Genomic DNA, 20,468 nt, shown 5'->3' with positions numbered 1-20,468 from the left:
CGACATGAGCACCACTGCCCTCGACAGCCACACGCAGTTTCAATCGATCGTCGGCCAGATCCGGACGCTCGCCTACAAATACATCGAGGACAAGGACTTCGTCAGCGCGCAGCTCGCGTTCCAGAAGCTGCTCGAGCTCGACCCCAAGGACATCAACGCGCGCTTCATCTATGCGCAGCTGATCGATGACGGCTCGCACAAGAAGCGCGCCGAGGCGCGCGACATGATGCTGGCGATCCTCGACGAGAACCCCGAGATCTTCGAGCAGGCCACCGAAGGCAATCTGCACCTGATCCGCAGCGCGGCCGTGCGCTGCAGCCATGTCGGCCCGTTCACGCGCTCGATGGAGCTGTTCCGCAAGCTCGCGGCAGCCTCCAACGAGGCCGCCGACTATTTCTCGCTCAGCGAGATCCTGACTCAGAACAACGAGTTCGAGGAGGCGGTGGCGGCGCTTGAAAAGGCGATCAAGCTGAACCCGGCCTACGACAATCCGCTCAACCGCGAGACGCTGGAGCTTTCGCGCACCAACGCCAAGAAGGGCAAGGTCAAGGACGCCAAGGCAGGCCGCGCCAAGGTCGGCCGCTATCCGGAGACCAAGGACTTCCTCGGCGACCTGCAGACGCTGATCACCGGCCACATCGCCGTGAACCTCGCCGCCGCGCCAAAGTTTCTCGACAAGAGCACGCGCTTCTTCACCATGGGCTCGTGCTTCGCGCGCAACCTCTCCAAGAGCCTCAACGACAGCGGCTACAACAGCCACCACATGGAGATCTCGGAGTACATCAACACGACCTTCGCCAACCGCGTGTTCGTCGACTGGCTGCGCGGCGCCAAGATCGATCCGGAGATCCGCGAGCGCATCGTCGAGCTGCTGCCGCCGGGATCGAGCCCGGAGAATACGCTGGGGGTCATCAAGCAGGCCGACGTGTTCATCCTGACGCTCGGCGTCGCCGCGGCCTTCTTCGACCGCGAGACCGGCGCCTTCGTGCTGCCGCGGCCGACCGCGCTGAACTCGCGGGCGCTGGCGGAGAAGTACAAGTTCCGCACCGCCAGCGTGCAGGAGAACGTCGACAACGTCCTCTACCTGATCGAGTTCATCCGCAGCATCCGGCCGGACATCAAGGTGATCGTCACCGTTTCGCCGGTGCCGCTGTTGACCTCGTTCGAATATGAATCGGTGGTGCAGGCCGACTGCCTGTCGAAGAGCACGATGCGGCTGGTCGCGCACGAGGTCGTCAACAATTCCAACCTCGCGGACATCTGGTACTGGCCGTCGTTCGAGGTGTTCCGCTGGGCCGGCTCGAACGCGTCGAGCTTCTTCGCCGCCGACGACGGCGCCGCCTGGCACGTCTCGGAGGACAAGGTGTCCGCGACCGTCCGCGCCTTCGTGCAGACCTTCTCGCCGGCCTGAGCGCTGGTCGGGACGGCGATCGAAGGCGGCTGCCTCAGGGCAGCCGCTTCTTCCACAGGCGGATGATCAGGATGCCGGCCTGGGCGTAGCCCGGGGGCGAGCTTTCCGTGCCGAACGGCGTCTTCGAATACAGCGAGCTGGAGACCAGGAAGCCGCCGACATACGGCTCCGGCAAGCCCGACAGCGCCAGGAAGCAGCGGTGGGTGAGCAGGCCGTCCTCCGGCAGATTGCCGCGCACCAGCCGGCAGTCGCCGATGCCGGTGAATGCGATGCCGTTGAGCTGGCCTTCGGTGTAGGTGCCGAGCAGGGTCGGATCCATCGCCTGACCGATGCAGACCCGCATCTCGCCGATGCTCTTGTCGCCGGTCTCGGTCATGCGGCCGTCAGCCGGCCGGACCCCGACGGAGCGGATCGAAAGCTGATCCTCCAGCGCCGGCGCGAAGCCGGTCTTGGTCGGCGCGCAGAAATCCGACGGCACGACACGGCCCTGGCGCACGCTCCGCGCGATGTAGATCTCCTCGACGTCGTCGCCGGACTGCGCCCGGCCCTGCCCGCTGGCGGCCAGCAGGGTCACGGCCGCCAAGAATACTGCAACGATCACCCGGCGCATGCGCGCATCCTTCCCGCGAATCGATCGCTCTCCCTATCGGATTCGGCGAATCTTCTGAACAGCACCAACGAACAGTACATGGGCATACAATCATACCTCAAGTCCAGCATCTCACCGGCATCATGGGAGCACCTCGTCATGACGGTAATTTGGTAGCCACAGCCGGGTGTGCCGGATCGCCGCGGTGCCCACCGCCCAAGGGCTGCGGCCGGTGGATTTCCGGATGGGCTCGTCCCGAGCTCCCCTCGTCCTGAACGGACGTCGCCGCGACGCCGGAAAGGTTTCGAGAAAGATGCGGCGCCGATCCGCACTGTGCCGGCATGCGCTCCATTCGCGCTTGCAACGCGGAGCGTGACCTCGGTCACATCGGGCGGCCACGCCGGCGCCTAAACTTCCCGCAGCCAACAAAGGGGAGCTTACTCGATGCGCAAGATGATCCTGATCGGAGCCATGGTGCTCGCCTCCGCCGCGGTCGCGCGGGCCGAGGGGACACGCAGCCTGTCGCTGTCGTCGAACGACGCCGCCGCGCGGGCGCCGCGTCCGACCTACGTCCAGCAAGCCGGCGAGGTCACCGTCACCCCGGCGCCAGTGCCGGCCGTTGCGGCCCAAATCCAGCCCATCGTCCCGCCCGCCGTCCCACCGGTTGCGCCAGCGGCCCCGGCCGCCGCACCCTCGCCGCCGCAGCCCGCCGCCGCTGCGGCGCCGGCGCCGCAGCCGGGCTCGGTGCAGCGATCATCGCGGCGGTCGAAATCGGCGCGCTCGGACCGGACGCGCCGCAAGAGCTGGACCGAAGCCCGCATCGTCCGCGAGCTGCATCGCCACGGCATCTATTGGTGAGCGGCCGGCAACAGAGGACAAACGAAAAAGGCCGGGCGAACGCCCGGCCTTTCGCGCGCAGAGGTCATGCAGCCATCACTGCGAGATGGTCTGGATCACGCTCGAGATCGGCCGCGCATTGGTCATCGTGGTCGGCAGCTTCGGATCCTGGCCGATCATCGCGTCATATTCCGGCAGCGTGTCGAGCGTGCCCTTCGGCTTCATCGCGACCACCTTGTAGCCGCCAGCCTTGAGTCGCCGCAGCAGCGTCGGCAGCGCCAGCGCGGTGTTCTTCTGGAAGTCGTGCATCAGGATGATGCCCTTGCCCTTCTTGTCGAGCCCGGTCATCACGGTGTTGACGACCTGGTCGGCGTCCTTGGAGCGGAAGTCGAAGCTGTCGACGTCGCAGGAGAACATCGCGATGTTGCGGCTGCCGAGATAGGCCACCGCCGACGGCCGGTGCTGCAACTGCGGGAAGCGGAAGAACGGCGCGGGGTTGGTGCCCAGCGCAAATTTCACCGCGCTGAAGCCCTTCTCGAGCTCCTCCTTCGCCATCTCGTCGGTCATCTTCTTGCCGTTGAGATTGGCGTGCGACCAGGTGTGCACGCCGACCACGTGACCAGCGGCCAGCACCTGGCGCAGGATCTCCGGATGATAGGTCGCGTGCTTGCCGATCGAGAAGAAGATGCCGGTGGTGCATTCGTCGGCCAGCGCCTTCAGCACCGCCGGCGTGTTGACCGGCCACGGGCCGTCATCGAAGGTCAGCACCACCTCGCGGTCGGCGAGGAAGTCGAACTGCTTGAAATGGTCGAGGCCGAAGCCGGGGCCACCTGACGTGTCGACCATGACGGTGCGGGAGATGCCGAGCGCGTCCGGATTGGCGCAGGTCGATCTGGGCTGCACCGGCGCCGGCACGCTCGCGGCCGTACGCGTGGGAATGGTGCCGGTGGTCTCGACATCATCCTTCGCGCTGGCCTTGGCGGCAACGCGCGCCGGAGGCGGCGCCGGCTCGGACGGCTTCGCCGCTGCGCTCTGCGCGGCGGCCTTGGCGGCGCTGGGCTTCGATACGTAGTACCAGACACCGGTGATCGCCAACGCCGCGACGACGGTGGCCAGCAGCAAGCCTAACGCATGACGCATGGTTACTCTTCCCGAAAACGCGAGACACTCGATGGCGGACGCAACGCTGTCCGCCTGCTTCGATTAGCTTCCATTAGTGCCAACGAATCCTTAACGCGGTGCCAACACGGGCGGGATCAGCCAAGATTTCCAGGATGATGCCGGCGCGAGACCGGCAGTTGACCGGAGCGACATGTCGCCGCGGCCATCGGCCTGCCGAACCTGCCGGGCAGGGTTGAGCCGCCGGATCTGGCGTGACCGGCATCACGGTTGCTCGGGCGGGATCGGACCATGATGGGCGCATTGAAAACGCGGCCCGCGAAATGCGGCGCCAATGGGAGCCAGCCATGACGAATTCGACCAATCTGCTGCGCAAGGCCGTTCTGACGGTCGTCAGCCTTGCCGCCGTCTCGACCTTGTCCTCGACCGCGAGCTTCGCCTTCAGCGCCGAGGCGCAGCAGATGTGCACCGGCGACGCCTTCCGGCTGTGCAGCAGCGAGATCCCCAACATCCCGGCGATCACCGCCTGCATGATCAAGAACCGCTCGTCGCTGAGCTCCGGCTGCCGCGTCGTGCTCGACCGCGAGCTGTCCAGGCGCAACGGCAAGGTCGCCGAGGCGGGCGACGCCAATTGAGAACGCTTCCGGCTCCCGCCTGCGCGCCCCGGCTGCGACCGGGGCGCTTGCGAGGCCCGGTTGTGAGCACTAAAAGCGCCGCCAAACCTTCAATGCCGGGAGCGAGGCGCCAGTCATGAACAAACTCACACTGATCATCCCCCTGGTGCTGATCGCGTCGACCGCCTCGGCCCAGCAGCAGCCCGGTCAGGACGCGTGCGCGCGCGACGTGTCACGGCATTGCCGCGCCGTGATGAACAACGGCGACCAGGCGGTGCTGGCCTGTCTCAAGGAACACCGCGCCAAGCTGTCCAAGGCCTGCGACAAGGTGCTGACCGAGCACGGGCAGTAAGCGCCCAACTAAGGCCCGCTGCGAGCCCCGGTCGCCACGGCTGGCGCCTGCTCGGCGGTGCGATCGATATCCTCCCTGGCGCGGACCGAGCCGAATGGGCGCTCCAGCATGCGGCGGATGCGCACCGGGTCGGTGCCGATGTGGAAATCGATCGCGCGCTTGTGCAGCTCGCGCTCGGCGCGGGTCGAGCGGTTGCGCTGGCGCAGATAGTCGATCCAGGTCGGGCAGTGATAACGCTCGGTCCATAGTTCGGGATCGGCGATGTCGCGCGCGATCGACCAGCCATAGGCGCCGTTGCGCTGGCGGCTGAGCTGCACGTCCTGCATCAGGTCGTGGAAGGCGCGGGCATTGTCCTCGGCAACGCGGTACTCGATCTCGACCACCAGCGGACCGGAGCGCGGCGTCAGCTCGAGCTGCACCTCCGGATCGGCCAGGGTCTCGCCGTCCTCGTTGCGGGCGCCGATCGGCGGCATCCGCAGCCACAGGCCGAGCAGCGGCGACACCATCATCAGCGCTCCCGACGCCAGCAGCGCGACCTCGACGCCGGCGGCGTCGGTGAGACGTCCCCAGCCCCAACTGCCGATCGCGATGCCGCCGGAGATCGCCGCCTGGAATGCCGCGAGCGCGCGGCCCGCGACCCAGCGTGGCGCCGACAACTGCACGCCGATGTTGAACAGCGCCACCGCGAGCATCCACACCGCGCCGGCGATGACGAGCGCCGCCGCCGTCAGCACCGGCGCGGTGCTGAGCGCGACGGCCGCGGTGGCCGCGCCCAAGGTGAGCGCGCAGGTGCGGATCGCGGCCTCGCCCGACAGCCGCTTCCTGATCTCGCCGATGTTGAGCGCGCCGACCACCGCGCCCATGCCGAAGGCGCCGAGCATGATGCCGTAGGTCTGCGCGCCGCCATGCAGCAGGTCGCGCGCGACCAGCGGCATCAGCGCCGAGATCGAGCCGCCGATGATGCCGGTGACCAGCGTGCGGATCAGCACGATCCGGATCGACGGCGAATGGACGATGTAGCGGACGCCGGAGACAATGGCGCGGTTGAGCGGCTCGCGCGGCAGCCGGCTCGGCTCGACCACGCGCCGCCACAGGAACAGCGCCGCGAGCAGCGGCAGATACAGCAGCGCATTGGCCGCGAACGCCGCGACCGCGCCGGCAGCCGCGACCACGACGCCGCCGATCGCAGGTCCGAAGCTGCGCGCGATGTTGTAGCTGATGCCGTTCAGCGCGACCGCGGCCGGCAGCGTCTCCGGCGGCACCTGTTCGCTGACCGAGGATTGCCAGGCCGGCCCCATCAGCGCCATGCCGCTGCCGATGACGAAGCACAGCGCCAGCAGGCGCTCGGGCGTCACCAGCCCGTACCATGCCAGCACCGTCAGGGTGGTGGCGCCGCCGAGCGCCACCGCGAGCGCGACCAGCGCGACGATGCGCCGGTCATACATGTCGGCGATCGCGCCGGCGGGCATCGAGATGAACATCACCGGCAGCATCAAGGCGGTCTGCACCAGCGCCACCTTGTCGGCCGACGACGTCATCTGCGTCATCGCCCAGGCGGCGCCCACCGCCTGGATCAGCAGGCCCAGGTTCGACAGCAGGCTCGCCAGCCAGATGCGGCGGAACACCGCGTGCCGGAGCGGCGCGGCGATGCTCTCGGCCGCGAACAGCTCACGTTTCTGCGGCGCATTCATGCGGGTCCGTCCACGTCGCCAGGTCGCCTCCGATAAGATCGCATCGAACTATCGCTTGATTCCGGCCGGACCTATGTGATGCCTGCGAATGTCTGCCGCTGTCCAGTGCCCAGAGCGCTCGCATCAGGGACCGCGGCCAACGAACACGACATGAACAAGACCAAAGGGAGACCGCCGATGAATCTGACGCGCCGCACCATTTTGAAGAGCATGGGAACCTTGCCCCTGCTCACGAGCGGCCTGACCTTACCAGCGCGCGCGCAAACGGCGGCAGCCGCGGCCGGCGAGATGCCGCCTGTGCTGTTCGTCCACGGCAATGGCGATCACGCGGCGCTATGGATGACCACGCTGTGGCGGATGGAATCCGACGGCGTGCCGCGCACGCGCCTCGCTGCGCTGGACTTCACCGACCCGCTGGCGCGCAACGACGATTCCGTGGCGCAGCCGAGCCGCTCGTCGACCGAGGATCAGCGCCGCGAGCTGACCGAAGCGATCAAGGCGCTCAAGGAGCGCACGGGCGCGGCGCGCATCGCATTGGTCGGCAGCTCGCGCGGCGGCAACGCGATCCGCAACGTGGTGAAGAACGGCGGCGGCGCCGATGTCAGTCATGCCGTGCTGTGCGGCACGCCCAATCATGGCGTGTTCGACTGGGAGGATAGCCCCGGCAGCGAGTTCAACGGCCGCGGCCCGTTCCTGCGCGGATTGAATGCCGGCGACAGCGAGGTGACGGAGGGCACCGCCTTCCTGACGCTGCGCAGCGATGGCCTCGACAAATATGCCCAGGCTGACGGCCGCCTCGTCGGCAAGCCCGGTGTCCCCACCGGCATCACCGCCGAGGGGCCGGCGCTGAAAGGCGCGACCAATCTGGTGATCGGCGCGCTCGACCATCGCGAGGTGGCGTTCCATCCGCGCGCGTTCCGGGAGATCTATAAGTTCATCGCCGGCCGAGAGCCGACGCAGATCGCGATCCAGCCGGAGCCGCAGGTGCGGATCAGCGGCCTCGTGACGGCAACGCCGGGCGGCGCGCCGACCAATCGCCCGGTGGCGGGCGCAAGCGTGGAGGTCTATCGCGTCTCGAGCGAGACCGGCGCACGCAATGGCGAGCCGGTGTATCGCGGCCAGACCGGCGCCGACGGACGCTGGGGTCCCGCGGAGGTCGATCCGACGTCCTATCTCGAGATCGTGCTGACTTCGCCGGGCGCGCCGATCACGCATTTCTACCGCTCGCCATTCCCGCGTTCGTCCGACGTCGTGCATCTGCGCGCGGCGCGGCCGCTCGGCAAGGCCGATGCCGGCGCTGGAGCGATCCTCATCATGATCAGGCCGCGCGGCTATTTCGGCCTGCCCCGCGACATCGTGCTGCTCGACGGCAAGGAACCTGCCGACATACAGAAGGGAATACCGACCGATGCCGCAACGACATTGCGGCTGCCGGCGGGCGACGTCGGACGCAGCGTCACTGGACTGTTCAACGAGGAACGCATCGCCGCCCGTCTTTGGCCAGCATCGGAGAGCAGGATTGCGATGATCGAGCTGACTAATTAGTTGCCGGAGTATGATGGTACATCACAGCCTCGAAGAGCGCGGAATCGCGCTCTCCCTCTCGCATTGCGAGCGAGATGACAGCGTTACCTCTGGCAGAAGACCGTCCCTGCGCGGCGGCCCGGCGCGGCCTGCAGCCGGGGGCTCGGTTGGTCGCAATGCAGCCGATCGATGGTTCCAGGCTCGTGACAGCGTCAAGAGGCCGTGAATGAGTACCGCCGACGTCCATTATCTGCCGCAGGCACGATTGCCGCTGATACCGCCAACACCGCCGCGGGCGCCGGACAGCATGGGCGCGCTGCGCCGCGTGCTGATGATGGGCGACAACGCGATCGCGACCTGGAGCCAGCGCGCCTATGAGGACGACATCATTCGCGGCCGCTTCTTCGGCAGCTCCAGCTACATTCTCAATACGCCCGATACGATCAAGCATGTGCTGGTCGACAATTGGGAGAACTACGGCCGCACCGTCGGCGCCATCCGCGTGCTGCGTCCGGTGCTCGGCGAGGGGCTGCTGATCGCCGAAGGCAAGGCGTGGAAGCACCAGCGCCGGACGCTCGCGCCGGCTTTCACGCCACGCGCCGTTTCCGGCCTCATCCCGCACATGGTCGCGGTGAGCGACGAGACCGTCACCAGGCTGAGGCAGCAGTGCGGGCAGCCGCTCGACCTGCGCGAGATCATGCAGCGCATGACGCTCGACATCGCCGGCCGCACGATGTTCTCGTTCGAGATGGGCCGCCACGGCGCCACCCTGCGCGATTTCGTCTACGAATATGGCGCGCGGCTGGCCAGCCCGCATCTGCTCGACATCGTGCTGCCGCTGTCCTGGCCGACACCGCGCGATGTCGCGCGCCGGCGGTTCCGCAAGCGCTGGACCGCCTTCGTCGCCATGCTGATGGCGGAGCGCCGCGCCGCCGGCAAGCTGGAGGACGCACCGCCGCGCGACCTGTTCGACCTGATGGGCGCGGCACGCGATCCCGAGACCGGCGCGGCGTTCACCGACGCACAACTCGCCGACGAGGTCGCGACCATGATCCTCGCCGGCCATGAGACCACGGCAACGGCACTGTTCTGGGCGCTGTATCTGATCGCGCTCGATCCAGCCAATCAGGACAGGCTGGCGCAGGAGGCGCGCGCCGCGACCGATCTCAGCGACCCCGATCAACTGCCGTTCACGCGCGCCGTGCTGGACGAGACATTGCGGCTCTATCCGCCCGCGTTCCTGATCGCGCGCGCGGCCGGCGGCCCGGACCGGATCGCCGCGTTCCCCGTGAAGCGCGGCGACGTCGTGCTGATCTCGCCGTGGCTGCTGCACCGGCACGAGAAGCTGTGGGATGCCCCCAACGCCTTCAAGCCCGAGCGATTCGTGCCGGGCGCGCCGCCGCCGGAGCGCTTCGCCTATCTGCCGTTCGGGGCCGGCGCGCGGGTCTGCATCGGGGCGCATTTCGCGCTCGTCGAAGCCGTGCTGGCGCTGGCGCGGCTGGTCGGCGCCTTCAGGATCGAGCTCGTCGACCGCGCGCCGGTGCTGCCGGTGGGCGTGGTGACGACGCAGCCGGACCGGTCGCCGCTGTTCAAGATCACGCCCAGGATGGAGGTCTGACCGCCACGCGGCAGCCACGCTCGGCACTTGCTTGCGGGTTTGCCAAGTCCCATCTTAGCCGGGCATGAGCGACATCCAGGCCCAGCTTTCGGTTCTGAAGCAGACCGCCCATCCGGCCGTCGCCGACGCGATCATACGGCTGATCGAGTCGGGCGAAGATCACGAGCTCAACCGTATCAACGCCCTCGAGTTCTCCGCGCGCGCAGGTCTCGACGAGGAGCAGGTCATCTCCGGCTTCCTCCATGCGGCACGGATCGGCTTGTTCGATCTCACCTGGAACGTCCTGTGTCCCGGCTGCAGCGGCGTGCTCGATGCGCACGCCACGCTGAAATCCCTCCGCCATGACGATTACCATTGCGGATTATGCGCGTGCGGCTACGAGCCCTCCGTCGACGAGCAGGTCGAGGTTGCCTTCACCGTGACCTCCAAGGTCAGGCGCATCGCAGCCCACGATCCCAACACGCTGACGCTCTGGGAGTATTACAAGCAGATCTTCTGGAGCTCCGGCATCGACCTCGATCGGGAGTCCTTTGCTTCGCTGAGCGAGCAAGTGACCCTCGATGCCCTCGAGCTGCCGGCCGGCGAGAAGGCGGTGCTATCGCTGCAGCTCCCGTCGGATTTCATCATCATCTTCGAGCCGGTGACGCATTCTGCGCATTTCATCGACGTTCAGGGCGAGCCGACCAGGGAGCGCCAGCAACTCGGGCTGCTGTTCAACAAGACGCATCCTCCGACCGGTTCGGTCACCTTGCGTCCAGGCCCGCTGCGGCTGGCGCTCGACAATCAGGCCGGCGTCCGGACGCTGCCGACGGTGTTCATCGCCGGCGATGCGCTCCACCATCTCCTCGGCAAGCGCCGGCCGTTCCTGACCGCCAAGCGCATCCTGTCCAACCAGACCTTCCGCGACGTGTTCAAGGCCGACAATCTCAACATCGACCAGCGGCTGAAGATCACCTCGCTGACCTTCCTGTTCACCGACCTCAAGAGCTCGACCGCGCTGTATGAGCGCGTCGGCGACCTCGCGGCGTTCGACCTGGTGCGCGCCCATTTCCGCGCGCTGCTGGAGATCATCAACGCCGAGAAGGGCGCGGTGGTGAAGACGATCGGCGACGCCGTGATGGCGACCTTCATCAAGCCCGAGCATGCGCTCGCCGCGGGACTGCGCATGCGCGCGGCGATGCAGCGGCTGAACGCCGAGCGGGGCACCGAGGACCTCGTGGTCAAGATCGGCATCCATGAGGGGCCGTGCCTCGCGGTGATGCTGAACGACCGCCAGGACTATTTCGGCCAGACCGTCAACATCGCCGCCCGCGTGCAGAGCCTGTCGACCGCGCAGGAGATCCACCTCACCGCGCCGGTGATCGAGAGCCCGGGCGTCGCCGACATCCTGCGCAGCGCAAAGATCGCGCCGATCCAGAAGCACGCGGCGCTGCGCGGCATCGCCGACCGGATGATGGTGTACGAAATCCCCTGAGGCCTTACCGAAATGTCATGCGCTGCGCAGGCCGCGGCGGATTGCCGGCGGCGCGTGGCATTTGCATATAATGAGCAGTTGCCGACCGGCTTGCGGCCGCCAAGGGATCCAACAGCGAAGGACGTCATGCTCGAAGGACTGCGCCAATTCATCGCCGACGTGGTTTCGCCGCACGAAACCCCGGCCTTCGACGACAACAGCTATCAGCTGGCGGCAACCGCGCTGCTGATCCACGTGATCTCGCTGGACGGCGAGCCGAGCGAGATCGAGCGGCGCAAGCTGCACGGCCTGATCGAGCTGCGCTTCGGGCTCGACCACGGCTCCGCCGACCGGCTGATCGCCCAGGCCATGCTGGCCGAGGGCGAAGCGGTCGATCTCTATCGCTTCACCAGCGTGATCATGCGCGAGGTCGATGAAGCCGGCCGCCTGCGCATCGTCGAGATGATGTGGGAGCTGGTGTTCGCCGACGGCAAGGTGACCGAGTTCGAGGACAATGTGGTCTGGCGCGCCTCGGAGCTGCTCGGCATCTCCACGCATGACCGCATCGACATCAAGCACCGGGTCGCGGCGCGCAAGTCCGGCGCTCCCGCGTGAACCGCTCTGTCTCGGCCGGAACCGGCGTGATCCGGAGATGAACAAACTTTAATTTTGTTCCGGACCTCGCCCCTGCATTTAAACCTATGTGAATCCGAAACTATTACTGCAATCTGGTGCAGGACTGCCGATCGCGGCGTCTTGCATGTTCCCGTCCGCCTATGCTCTCGTCCGCCGCTATTGGATGATGTGTGGATTGTGATCGAAGAGCAGGATTGTGGGTGAACGTGTCACGCTGGTAACGGGTGCGTCGGCCGGGATCGGCAGCGAATTGGCGCGCGTGTTTGCCGCGAACGGGCACCGGCTCGCATTGACGGCCCGGCGCGAAGACCGGCTCGCCGCGCTGGCGCAGGAGATCGCGGCCAAAGGCGGCCCGGCGCCGCTGGTGATCCCCTGTGATCTCACCTCCGCCGACGCCGGGGCGACCATCGAGGCCGCGCTGGCCGCCGCCGGCGTGGAGCTGGAATATCTGGTCAACAATGCCGGCTTCGGCCTGTTCGGCAAGGCGGTGCAGCTCGACCGCGCCGAGCAGCTGGACATGATCTCGGTGAATGTCCGCGCCCTGACCGAGCTGTCGCTGCGCTTTTCCGAGCAGTTGATCCGCAACAAGGGCGGCATTCTCAATCTGGGCTCGGTGGCCGGGTTCCTGCCGGGGCCCGGCATGGCGGTCTATTACGCCTCCAAGGCCTATGTGATCTCGTTCACCGAGGCGCTGCGCAAGGAGATGGCGCCGCATGGCGTCCGGGTCACCGTGCTGTGCCCCGGTCCGGTGCCGTCGGAATTCCAGGATCGCGCCGGGTTCAAACCGGGCGTGGATTCGGTGATCCTCAACGTCTCGCCCAAGGCGGTGGCAGAGGCCGGCTACCGCGGCCTGATGGCCGACAAGCGCGTGGTGCTGCCCGGGCTCGGCATCAAGATCGTACCGTTCCTGCTGCGCTGGTTCCCGCGGGGCTTCATCCTCGATGCGGTCGGGCGGCTGCAATTGAAGCGGAGCTGATCGCGCTGGCCCGGCCCTTGCTTTGCAATGTGCGCTCGCTCACGCGCCGTTAACCTTTGCTTAGCTATGATCGCCAGGTGATGCTCAGGCAAGACCCTTCGTTCCATCCGAACGGGCCCCAGGCGGACGTTCGGCAGCTCCATCCGAAGCCGGCCATGGCGGCTACGCCGCATCGGCCGGTCCTCATCATCCTGCACCAGGAAACCTCGAGCCCCGGCCGGGTCGGCAATGCGCTGCGCGCCCGCGGCTATCCGCTCGACATCCGCCGGCCGCGGTTCGGCGATCCGCTGCCGGAGACGCTCGATGGGCATTCGGGTGCCGTTATTTTCGGCGGTCCGATGAGCGCGAACGATCCGGATGATTTCGTCCGCCGCGAGATCGACTGGATCGAGGTGCCGCTGCGGGAGCAGCGTCCGTTTCTCGGGATCTGCCTGGGCGCGCAGATGCTGGCGATCCAGCTCGGCGCCGAGGTGGCGCCGCATCCGCAGGGGCGCGCCGAGATCGGCTATTATCCGATTCGCCCGACCCGGGCCGGACGCAAGCTGTGCCCGCATTGGCCCGACCATGTCTATCATTGGCACCGCGAAGGCTTCGACCTGCCCGACGGCGCCGAGCTGCTCGCCGAGGGCGGCGATTTTCCGGTCCAGGCCTATCAATACCAGAACGCCACCGGGCTGCAGTTCCACCCCGACGTGACCTACGCGATGATGTGCCGCTGGACCACCCGCGGCCATGCCCGGCTGGACACGCCCGGCGCCCGCCTGCGCCACCATCATTTCGAGGGCCGCGCCGTGCATGACGCCGCCGAGCGGGCCTGGCTGGCGCATTTTCTGGATGGCTGGCTGGCACGCGAGCCGGTGGCAGCGATGGCGGAGGCTGCGGAGTAGGACCGGTGATTTGAGCGGATTGGCTTGGGCGATGCTGAAACAGCCCGGCTTCGCCCTTCAGGCTACTTGCGCGGCTGCGGACGACGGCCCGCCGCCGCCCTTCGGGCTATGGCGTGGCAACCTTCGCTATCGAATTGTTGAAATCGGCTTGCCGAGCCGAAGCTCGCGAAGCGAGCGAAGGTTGGTGGAGCCAGGCGGGATCGAACCGCCGACCTCGTCATTGCGAACGACGCGCTCTCCCAGCTGAGCTATGGCCCCGTAACACGACCGCTTCGATGTTGGGAAAAGGCGGCCGGCAGATCGGGCGCCATTTACAGTGGGTGCCGAGGTCAAGTCAAGAACGGTCACATCGGCCGTTAGCCTTGACGGGCACCTTCCCTTGTTTGCGCCGGGGGGAACCGATATCTAGCGGTCGTCACAGGTCGAATTCGCGACCTCGCCCCCGAGTGGACCCGCATGCGTGCCGTTCTCGACATCGTTCTGATCGTTCTCGACCTCTATGTCTGGCTGCTGATCGCCTCGGCGATTCTGTCGTGGCTGATCGCGTTCAACGTCGTCAACACGCGCAATCAGTTCGTCTCCGCCGTGGCCGAGTTCCTGTACCGAATCACCGAGCCGGTGCTGGCGCCGATCCGCCGCATGCTGCCCAATCTCGGCGGCCTCGACATCTCGCCGATCATCCTGATCCTCATCATCATGCTGATCCAGCGCGTGATCACCTACTACATCTATCCATTCGTGTTCTGATCGGCCTGGCCGCCCGCCATGGAGCCCTGGCGCGCCGCCGCTGACGGTCTCACCGTCGCGCTGCGCGTCACGCCGCGCGGCGGCCGCGACGCGATTGACGGCGTCGAAACGCTGTCCGACGGCCGCAGCGTGCTCAAGGTCCGCGTCCGGGCCATCGCCGACGGCGGCGAGGCGAATCGCGCGGTGACCGAGCTGCTCGCCAAGGCGATCGGCGTCACCAAGGCCTCGGTGCGAATCACCTCGGGCACCACCTCGCGGCTGAAGCAGGTTGCCATCGATGGCGATCCCGCCAAGCTCGATCAGGCCTTGCGCGACCTCATTGCAGCCCATAAGCCGACCGGGAAATCCTAGAGCGGGCCGCGCTCGTGCGACCAGCGGCGAACGACGAGGCAGAGAGCAGACATGACGGCGCGCATCATCGATGGAAAAGTGATTGCGGCGGATCTGCGCGCGCAAGTCGCCCGTGAGGTCGAGCGGGTCAAGCGCGAACATGGCCTGACGCCAGGGCTGGCCGTGGTGCTGGTCGGCAACGACCCGGCGTCCGAGGTCTATGTCCGCAGCAAGCACACCCAGACCCAGGCGGCCGGCATGGCCTCGTTCGAGCACAGACTGCCGGCCGACGTGTCGCAGGACGCGCTGCTGGCCTTGATCGGCAAGCTCAACCGCGATCCCGCCGTGCACGGCATCCTGGTGCAGCTGCCGCTGCCGAAGGGGCTGGAGACCGAGGTCGTGATCAATGCGATCGATCCGGCGAAGGACGTCGACGGGCTGCATCCGCACAATGCCGGCCGCCTCGCCGGCGGGCAGCCGGCGCTGGCGCCATGCACGCCGCTCGGCTGCATCATCCTCAGCAAGACCATTCACGCCTCGCTGGAGGGCCTGAACGCGATCGTGATCGGCCGCTCCAACCTGGTCGGCCGTCCGCTGGTGCAGTTGCTGCTCAACGAGAACGCCACGGTGACCATCGCGCATTCCCGTTCGCGCGACCTGCCGGCGCTGACCGCGCGCGCCGATCTGGTCTACGCCGCCGTCGGCCGCCCGGAGATGGTGAAGCGCGACTGGATCAAGCCGGGCGCGACCGTGATCGACGTCGGCATCAACCGCATCCCGACGGCCGAGGGCAAGACGCGGCTGGTCGGCGATGTCGCCTATGCAGAGGTGTCGGAGGTCGCCGGCGCGATCACGCCGGTGCCGGGCGGCGTCGGCCAGATGACCGTGGCCTGCCTGCTGGTGAACACGCTGCGCGCCGCCTGCGCCATTGCCGGGCTGCCGAAGCCGGCGGTCTGAGCTCACCGTCATTCCGGGGCGATGCGCAGCATCGAGCTGAGGTGCGCAGTTGCGCACCTGAGAATCTCGAGATTCCGGGTTCAGCCGCTGCGCGGCTGCCCCGGGATGACGTCAATCGTTTTACTTCTTCGCCGCCTTGGCGCGCGCGATGCCCTCGGCGATCAGCTGGTGGGCGTCGTCGGCATTGCCCCAGCGCAGCACCTTCACCCATTTGCCGGGCTCGAGATCCTTGTAGTGCTCGTAGAAGTGCTGGATCTGCTGCAGCGTGATGTCCGGCAGGTCGCTGTAGGTGCGGACCTTGTCGTAACGCTGGGTCAGCTTCGAGGACGGCACAGCGATGATCTTCTCGTCGCCGCCGGCCTCGTCCTCCATCAGCAGCACGCCGACCGGACGCACGCTCATCACCGCGCCCGGCACGATCGCGCGGGTGTTGGCGACCAGCACGTCGCAGGGATCGCCGTCATTGGACAGCGTGTGCGGGATAAAGCCGTAATTGCCGGGATAGCGCATCGCCGTATAGAGGAAGCGGTCGACGAACAGCGTGCCGGCTTCCTTGTCGAGCTCGTACTTGATCGGCTCGCCGCCGACCGGCACTTCGATGACGACGTTGACCTCGCGCGGCGGATCTTTCCCGATCGGGATGGCGTCGATGCGCATGGATGCTCCGTAGAACTTGAACGTTTCAGGGTCGGACGCCCGAGGAATGAGCGCTGGCATTCGCAGTCGCAAAAAAATCGCGGCTGCGCAACAGCTACCTCAAGCCAACACTTTCAGTTCAATTCACCGGCGCGTTAACGCTTAACGCGCCCAGAGCACAGCCGGTCCAGGCTCAGTTGGTCCAGGCAAAGGCAACCTTGTCGAGCGACTTCGGCCCGAAGCGCTCCGACGACCGCGCGACCATCCGGCCGCCCAAGGCGCGGTAGAACTCGGTGGCGGGATCGTTGTCGGACAACGCCCACACCACCATGCTCTTCAGGCCGCTCTGCGCGAGGTCGCGCTTGGCGGACTGAAAGAGCCGGCGACCGAACCCCAGCCCCTGAAATTCCGGTCGCAGATAAAGCTCGTAGACTTCGCCGTCAAAATGCAGGCTGCGGGCGCGATTGCGGCCGTAATTCGCGTAGCCTGCGACCTTGTCGTTGAACACCAGCACGCTGACGCGGCTGCCTTTGCGGATCGCGCTGTCCCACCATTGGGGGCCGCGCCGGTTGATCAGCTTCTCCAGCTCTGCGCCAGGGATGATCCCCTGGTAGGCGGAACGCCAGGCTTCATCATGGGCTGACGCCACCGCAGCCGCATCTGCAGCCTTGGCCGGACGGACTTCGATCAGGGTTGTGCTCATGAGTGGATCAAAGCAAGTCGGCGGTCCGCCTTCAAGGTGCCACGTTAAAGATCGGTTAACCTGTGGACTTTCGGCATCACCGTGGCGGAAAGCTGTGCCGAAAAGGGACAATTTCGCAACATTGTTGAGGGTCGGCGGTGCCCTGTCACCGCGCGTTCATACGTCGAACGAGAAATCGCATCCGACGGGCCGCGGCCTCGGCTAGTGTGGCGCGGGCTCAACATCTTCCCGTTCGGCTGAATGGTGCTGCTTCGCTGCGTCTCATGGTTGCTCGCGCTGGTCGTCCTGTCAGTAGCAGCCGGCGCAACGGCACAGCCGTTCGGTCCCGCGTCGCCCGAAACCGAGCCGGCGCGCCGGCAGCAATGGCTGATTCCGTCGATCGAGCCAGAAATTCCCGCGCATGCGATCCTCTATCGGCCTGCTGGCGATGGACCGTTTCCGCTGGCGGTGATCGCGCATGCCTCGACGCAGAATCCGCTGTGGCGGGCACAGCTGCCGCAGCCCACCTACACGGCGCTGGCGCGTCTCCTGGTCGGCCGGGGCTATGCCGTGCTGGTCCCGGAGCGGCTCGGGCACGGCCGCACCGGCGGTCCCTATGTCGAAGACCAGGGCGGCTGCGCCGACGCGGACTACGAGAAGGCAGGACGCGCGACGGCGGCGCAGATTTCGCGCGCGCTCGCCTACATGCGCGAGCAGCCGTTCGCGGCGAAGGGCGGCGCCGTCGTCATCGGCCATTCGGCCGGCGGCTGGGGCGCACTGGCACTCGCCGATCAGCCGCCGCAGATCGTCTCGGCAATCATCGTGTTCGCACCCGGCCGTGGCGGCCATGCCGACGACGTGCCAGGGCGCGTCTGTGCAGAGGCGCGCCTGCTCGATACGGCCCGCGTGTTCGGACTCGGCGCGCGTGCTCCGGTCACGTGGCTGGTCGCGACCAATGACAGCTACTTTCCACCAGCGCTTTCGCGTCGGCTCGCGGAGGCCTTCAATTCGGCCGGAGGCCGGGCGGGCTTCAAGCTGTTGCCAGCTTCCGGCGCGGAGGGGCATTGGATGATCGAGCACGACGACGGCGTGGCACTGGCGGCGAATTTGTTGTTGAAGGCGCTGACAACGACTCGTCGGTCGACGCATCCGATGCCGCCGAACTAGCAGGACACGATGACGCTGTATTTCCTGGTCAAATATCTCCACGTGCTCGGCGCCATCGTCATTCTCGGCACCGGCACGGGGATCGCATTCTTCATGCTGATGGCGCATCTCAGCGGCGAGGCCGCGTTCATCGCGCGCACCGCCGGCGTCGTGGTGATCGCCGACATGCTGTTCACGCTGTCGGCCGTGCTGCTGCAGCCGATCACCGGCGGCACGCTTATGTGGCTGTCGTCGACGGCCGTCACCGACGGCTGGCTGCTCACCTCGCTCGCGCTCTACGCCGTTGCCGGCCTGTTCTGGGTGCCGGTGATCTTCATGCAGATCGAGCTGCGCGACCTGGCGCGCCTCGCGGACATCGGCGCCGAGAAGCTGCCGCCGCGCTATTTCATCGTCTTCCGCCGCTGGTTCCTGTGTGGCATCCCCGGTTTCGGCGCGGTCATGGCCATCCTGTGGCTGATGATCGCAAAGCCGTTCTGAGGACAGGCGCATGATCCGTTCGGTCAACTCCCGCATCCTCGTGCTCGGCGCCTCCGGCCTGATCGGACGCTTCATCACCGACGATCTGCGCCAGCGTGGCTGTACGACGGTCGGTGTCGCGCGCGCGTTCTCGCCCTCGCAACGCGCGTCGCCGTTCGACATCGAGCTGCCGATCATGGCGCTCGATGCGCCGGCCTTGGCGAGCCTGATCCGCGCTCACGAGAGCGACGTCGTCGTCAATTGCCTCGGCGTGCTGCAGGATGGTCCGGGGAGCGATACCGCTGCCGTGCATCGCGACTTCGTCGCGCGCCTGCTCGCGGCGATCACGGCGTGCGGCCGTCGCGTGCGCTTCATCCACATCTCGATCCCCGGCATGGCCGACCAGGATCACACCGCCTTCGCCACCACCAAGCGCGAGGCGGAGCGGCTGATTGCATCCTCAGGCATTGCCCACGCCATCCTGCGCCCGGGCTTCGTGATCGCACCGTCGGCCTATGGCGGCAGCGCGATGGTGCGCGCGCTGGCAGCGCTGCCGGTCGACCTGCCGGCGAAGGATGCGGCGACGCCGTTCCAGCCGGTGGCGGTCGCGGACATCGCCACGACCATCGCCTGGCTCGCGACGCAGCCGACCGATGACGAGGCGACGCGCGCGGTGAGCTGGGACCTGATGCAGCCCGAGGCGGTGACGCTCGGCGACGTCGTCGGCGCGTTTCGGCGTAGTTTGGGCACAATGGATTGGCCGCGCGTTGCCGTGCCCACGACCCTGATCAATCTCGGCGCCTTCGCCGGTGACCTCTGCAGCAGGCTCGGCTGGATGCCGCCGATGCGCACCACCGCGATCGCCGAGCTTCGCCGCGGGGTGCAAGGCGATCCCGCACCGTGGATCGCGGCAACCGGCATCACACCCGCGACGCTGGACCGCGCCGTCGGCGCGCATGGCGCCACCATTCAGGACAAATGGTTCGCGCGGCTCTTCCTGATCAAGGCGCTGATCATCGCGAGCCTCGTGCTGTTCTGGGTCGCATCGGGGTCGATTGCGCTGTTCATCTCGTTTCCCGCGACCACGGCGATCCTAACCACGCGCGGCTGGCCCGACTGGTTCGCCGTTCCGTTCGCGGCGATCACCAGCATGATGGACATCTCGGTCGGCGTGTTGATCGCGTTCCGCAAAACGGCGACTTTCGGCCTCGCTACCGGCATCTTCGTCTCGCTCGGCTACATGGCGGGCTGCGCGGTGCTGACGCCTGATCTCTGGCTCGAACCGCTCGGCGCATTGGTGAAGACGGGACCGGCGATCGTGCTGATGCTGGTCGCGCTGCTCATGATGGACAATCGCTGATGACCAACTGGCCCGACGACGACGTGATTCTCTACGACGGCGTCTGTGTGTTCTGCTCCCGCTGGGTGCAGTTCGTGATCGCGCGCGACACCGCCAAGCGCTTCCGCTTCACGCCGATCCAGTCGCCTTACGGCACCCGGCTGGCGCAGGCCTTCGGCATCGATCCCCGGGATCCCGACACCAACGCCGTCGTGCATGGCGGCACGGCGCATCTGAAATCCGATGCTGCGCTGACCGTCTTGTCGAACCTGCCGGGCTGGGGCTGGACGCGCGCGCTACTCGCCATTCCGAAGCCGCTGCGCGATGCGGTCTACAGCGTGGTCGCGCGCAACCGCTACCACATCTTCGGTAAATACGAATCCTGCTTCGTGCCGGATGCCGAGCTGCGCAATCGAGTGCTGGAGTCGTGATCGGGTCGGCGGAGAG

The 20,468-nt window shown here is 67.0% G+C and carries 22 protein-coding genes and 1 tRNA gene; 17 read left to right on the top strand and 6 right to left on the bottom strand.

The window, feature by feature from the left end; translation table 11 throughout:
- Window positions 1-4 precede the first annotated feature (4 nt).
- On the top strand, window positions 5-1,411 hold the full coding sequence (locus ACQR1F_RS14385) for a GSCFA domain-containing protein (protein WP_434913325.1): 1,407 nt from the start codon (window positions 5-7) through the stop codon (window positions 1,409-1,411).
- Between the two features lie 34 nt (window positions 1,412-1,445).
- On the opposite strand, the gene ACQR1F_RS14380 is transcribed toward ACQR1F_RS14385, so the two are convergent.
- Window positions 1,446-2,021, bottom strand: a complete 576-nt coding sequence (locus tag ACQR1F_RS14380) for a hypothetical protein (protein WP_434893692.1) — start codon at window positions 2,019-2,021, stop codon at window positions 1,446-1,448.
- Window positions 2,022-2,444: 423 nt separating this feature from the next.
- Here ACQR1F_RS14380 and ACQR1F_RS14375 point away from each other — a divergent pair, with 423 nt between their 5' ends.
- Complete coding sequence (locus ACQR1F_RS14375) at window positions 2,445-2,858, top strand: hypothetical protein (protein ID WP_434913324.1); 414 nt, start codon at window positions 2,445-2,447, stop codon at window positions 2,856-2,858.
- A gap of 75 nt (window positions 2,859-2,933) precedes the next feature.
- On the opposite strand, the gene ACQR1F_RS14370 is transcribed toward ACQR1F_RS14375, so the two are convergent.
- A complete protein-coding gene (locus ACQR1F_RS14370) occupies window positions 2,934-3,977 on the bottom strand; it encodes a polysaccharide deacetylase family protein (protein WP_434838775.1) in 1,044 nt (347 codons plus the stop codon).
- A 326-nt stretch (window positions 3,978-4,303) separates the two neighbouring features.
- Between ACQR1F_RS14370 and ACQR1F_RS14365 the strand changes: the two genes are divergently transcribed.
- Together ACQR1F_RS14365 and ACQR1F_RS14360 are read left to right on the top strand one after the other, a co-directional pair.
- On the top strand, window positions 4,304-4,591 hold the full coding sequence (locus ACQR1F_RS14365) for a hypothetical protein (protein ID WP_434848413.1): 288 nt from the start codon (window positions 4,304-4,306) through the stop codon (window positions 4,589-4,591).
- 115 nt (window positions 4,592-4,706) lie between these two features.
- The gene (locus tag ACQR1F_RS14360) at window positions 4,707-4,922 is read left to right on the top strand and encodes a cysteine rich repeat-containing protein (protein ID WP_315800812.1); all 216 of its coding nucleotides are present in this window, start codon (window positions 4,707-4,709) and stop codon (window positions 4,920-4,922) included.
- Between the two features lie 8 nt (window positions 4,923-4,930).
- Here the strand turns inward: ACQR1F_RS14360 and ACQR1F_RS14355 are convergent, their stop codons facing one another.
- Window positions 4,931-6,613 (bottom strand): MFS transporter, encoded by a 1,683-nt coding sequence (locus ACQR1F_RS14355; RefSeq protein WP_434913323.1) that lies wholly within the window; start codon window positions 6,611-6,613, stop codon window positions 4,931-4,933.
- 177 nt (window positions 6,614-6,790) lie between these two features.
- Between ACQR1F_RS14355 and ACQR1F_RS14350 the strand changes: the two genes are divergently transcribed.
- From ACQR1F_RS14350 to ACQR1F_RS14325, 6 genes are all read left to right on the top strand, one after another.
- Window positions 6,791-8,158 (top strand): hydrolase, encoded by a 1,368-nt coding sequence (locus tag ACQR1F_RS14350; RefSeq protein ID WP_316215463.1) that lies wholly within the window; start codon window positions 6,791-6,793, stop codon window positions 8,156-8,158.
- Window positions 8,159-8,363: 205 nt separating this feature from the next.
- The gene (locus tag ACQR1F_RS14345) at window positions 8,364-9,755 is read left to right on the top strand and encodes a cytochrome P450 (protein ID WP_315800815.1); all 1,392 of its coding nucleotides are present in this window, start codon (window positions 8,364-8,366) and stop codon (window positions 9,753-9,755) included.
- A gap of 64 nt (window positions 9,756-9,819) precedes the next feature.
- Window positions 9,820-11,229 (top strand): adenylate/guanylate cyclase domain-containing protein, encoded by a 1,410-nt coding sequence (locus ACQR1F_RS14340; RefSeq protein ID WP_315800816.1) that lies wholly within the window; start codon window positions 9,820-9,822, stop codon window positions 11,227-11,229.
- Window positions 11,230-11,355: 126 nt separating this feature from the next.
- Window positions 11,356-11,823 (top strand): TerB family tellurite resistance protein, encoded by a 468-nt coding sequence (locus ACQR1F_RS14335; RefSeq protein WP_434838772.1) that lies wholly within the window; start codon window positions 11,356-11,358, stop codon window positions 11,821-11,823.
- Between the two features lie 217 nt (window positions 11,824-12,040).
- Window positions 12,041-12,820, top strand: coding sequence for an SDR family NAD(P)-dependent oxidoreductase (locus tag ACQR1F_RS14330; RefSeq protein WP_315800818.1), 780 nt, complete (start codon window positions 12,041-12,043; stop codon window positions 12,818-12,820).
- A gap of 80 nt (window positions 12,821-12,900) precedes the next feature.
- Entirely contained in the window at window positions 12,901-13,707 is an 807-nt protein-coding gene (locus ACQR1F_RS14325) for a glutamine amidotransferase (protein ID WP_434838771.1), read from the top strand.
- Window positions 13,708-13,889: 182 nt separating this feature from the next.
- Here the strand turns inward: ACQR1F_RS14325 and ACQR1F_RS14320 are convergent.
- Window positions 13,890-13,965, bottom strand: a tRNA-Ala gene (locus ACQR1F_RS14320).
- A 198-nt stretch (window positions 13,966-14,163) separates the two neighbouring features.
- Here ACQR1F_RS14320 and ACQR1F_RS14315 point away from each other — a divergent pair.
- From ACQR1F_RS14315 to folD, 3 genes are read left to right on the top strand one after another with little or no spacing between them, the layout of a single operon-like run.
- Window positions 14,164-14,454, top strand: a complete 291-nt coding sequence (locus tag ACQR1F_RS14315) for a YggT family protein (protein ID WP_315716734.1) — start codon at window positions 14,164-14,166, stop codon at window positions 14,452-14,454.
- Between the two features lie 18 nt (window positions 14,455-14,472).
- Window positions 14,473-14,805, top strand: a complete 333-nt coding sequence (locus ACQR1F_RS14310) for a DUF167 domain-containing protein (RefSeq protein ID WP_315800820.1) — start codon at window positions 14,473-14,475, stop codon at window positions 14,803-14,805.
- Window positions 14,806-14,856: 51 nt separating this feature from the next.
- Complete coding sequence (gene folD / locus ACQR1F_RS14305) at window positions 14,857-15,741, top strand: bifunctional methylenetetrahydrofolate dehydrogenase/methenyltetrahydrofolate cyclohydrolase FolD (RefSeq protein ID WP_315800821.1); 885 nt, start codon at window positions 14,857-14,859, stop codon at window positions 15,739-15,741.
- 120 nt (window positions 15,742-15,861) lie between these two features.
- Here folD and ppa read toward each other — a convergent pair whose 3' ends face one another.
- The gene (gene ppa, locus ACQR1F_RS14300; RefSeq protein WP_011923519.1) at window positions 15,862-16,398 is read right to left on the bottom strand and encodes an inorganic diphosphatase; all 537 of its coding nucleotides are present in this window, start codon (window positions 16,396-16,398) and stop codon (window positions 15,862-15,864) included.
- A 172-nt stretch (window positions 16,399-16,570) separates the two neighbouring features.
- Window positions 16,571-17,080: a GNAT family N-acetyltransferase gene (locus ACQR1F_RS14295; RefSeq protein WP_006611902.1), complete on the bottom strand. Its 510-nt coding sequence runs from the start codon at window positions 17,078-17,080 to the stop codon at window positions 16,571-16,573.
- Between the two features lie 240 nt (window positions 17,081-17,320).
- On the opposite strand from ACQR1F_RS14295, the gene ACQR1F_RS14290 reads away from it, so the two are divergent.
- Genes ACQR1F_RS14290 through ACQR1F_RS14275 form a run of 4 tightly spaced genes read left to right on the top strand, consistent with a single transcriptional unit; the run spans window position 17,321 to window position 20,452 of the window.
- Complete coding sequence (locus ACQR1F_RS14290) at window positions 17,321-18,226, top strand: dienelactone hydrolase family protein (protein WP_316180190.1); 906 nt, start codon at window positions 17,321-17,323, stop codon at window positions 18,224-18,226.
- A 9-nt stretch (window positions 18,227-18,235) separates the two neighbouring features.
- Window positions 18,236-18,703: a DUF2269 family protein gene (locus tag ACQR1F_RS14285; protein ID WP_316180188.1), complete on the top strand. Its 468-nt coding sequence runs from the start codon at window positions 18,236-18,238 to the stop codon at window positions 18,701-18,703.
- A gap of 10 nt (window positions 18,704-18,713) precedes the next feature.
- The gene (locus ACQR1F_RS14280) at window positions 18,714-20,042 is read left to right on the top strand and encodes an SDR family oxidoreductase (RefSeq protein ID WP_434838770.1); all 1,329 of its coding nucleotides are present in this window, start codon (window positions 18,714-18,716) and stop codon (window positions 20,040-20,042) included.
- Complete coding sequence (locus ACQR1F_RS14275; protein WP_434838769.1) at window positions 20,042-20,452, top strand: thiol-disulfide oxidoreductase DCC family protein; 411 nt, start codon at window positions 20,042-20,044, stop codon at window positions 20,450-20,452. Before ACQR1F_RS14280 ends, ACQR1F_RS14275 begins: the two co-directional genes overlap by 1 nt.
- Window positions 20,453-20,468 lie beyond the last annotated feature (16 nt).

Origin of the sequence: Bradyrhizobium sp. HKCCYLS3013 (assembly GCF_051167615.1) — a bacterium.
In the GTDB taxonomy this organism is placed as follows: Bacteria; Pseudomonadota; Alphaproteobacteria; order Rhizobiales; family Xanthobacteraceae; genus Bradyrhizobium.
Note: the sequence above shows the minus strand (reverse complement) of the source record. Positions and strands in the feature narration are given on the sequence as shown.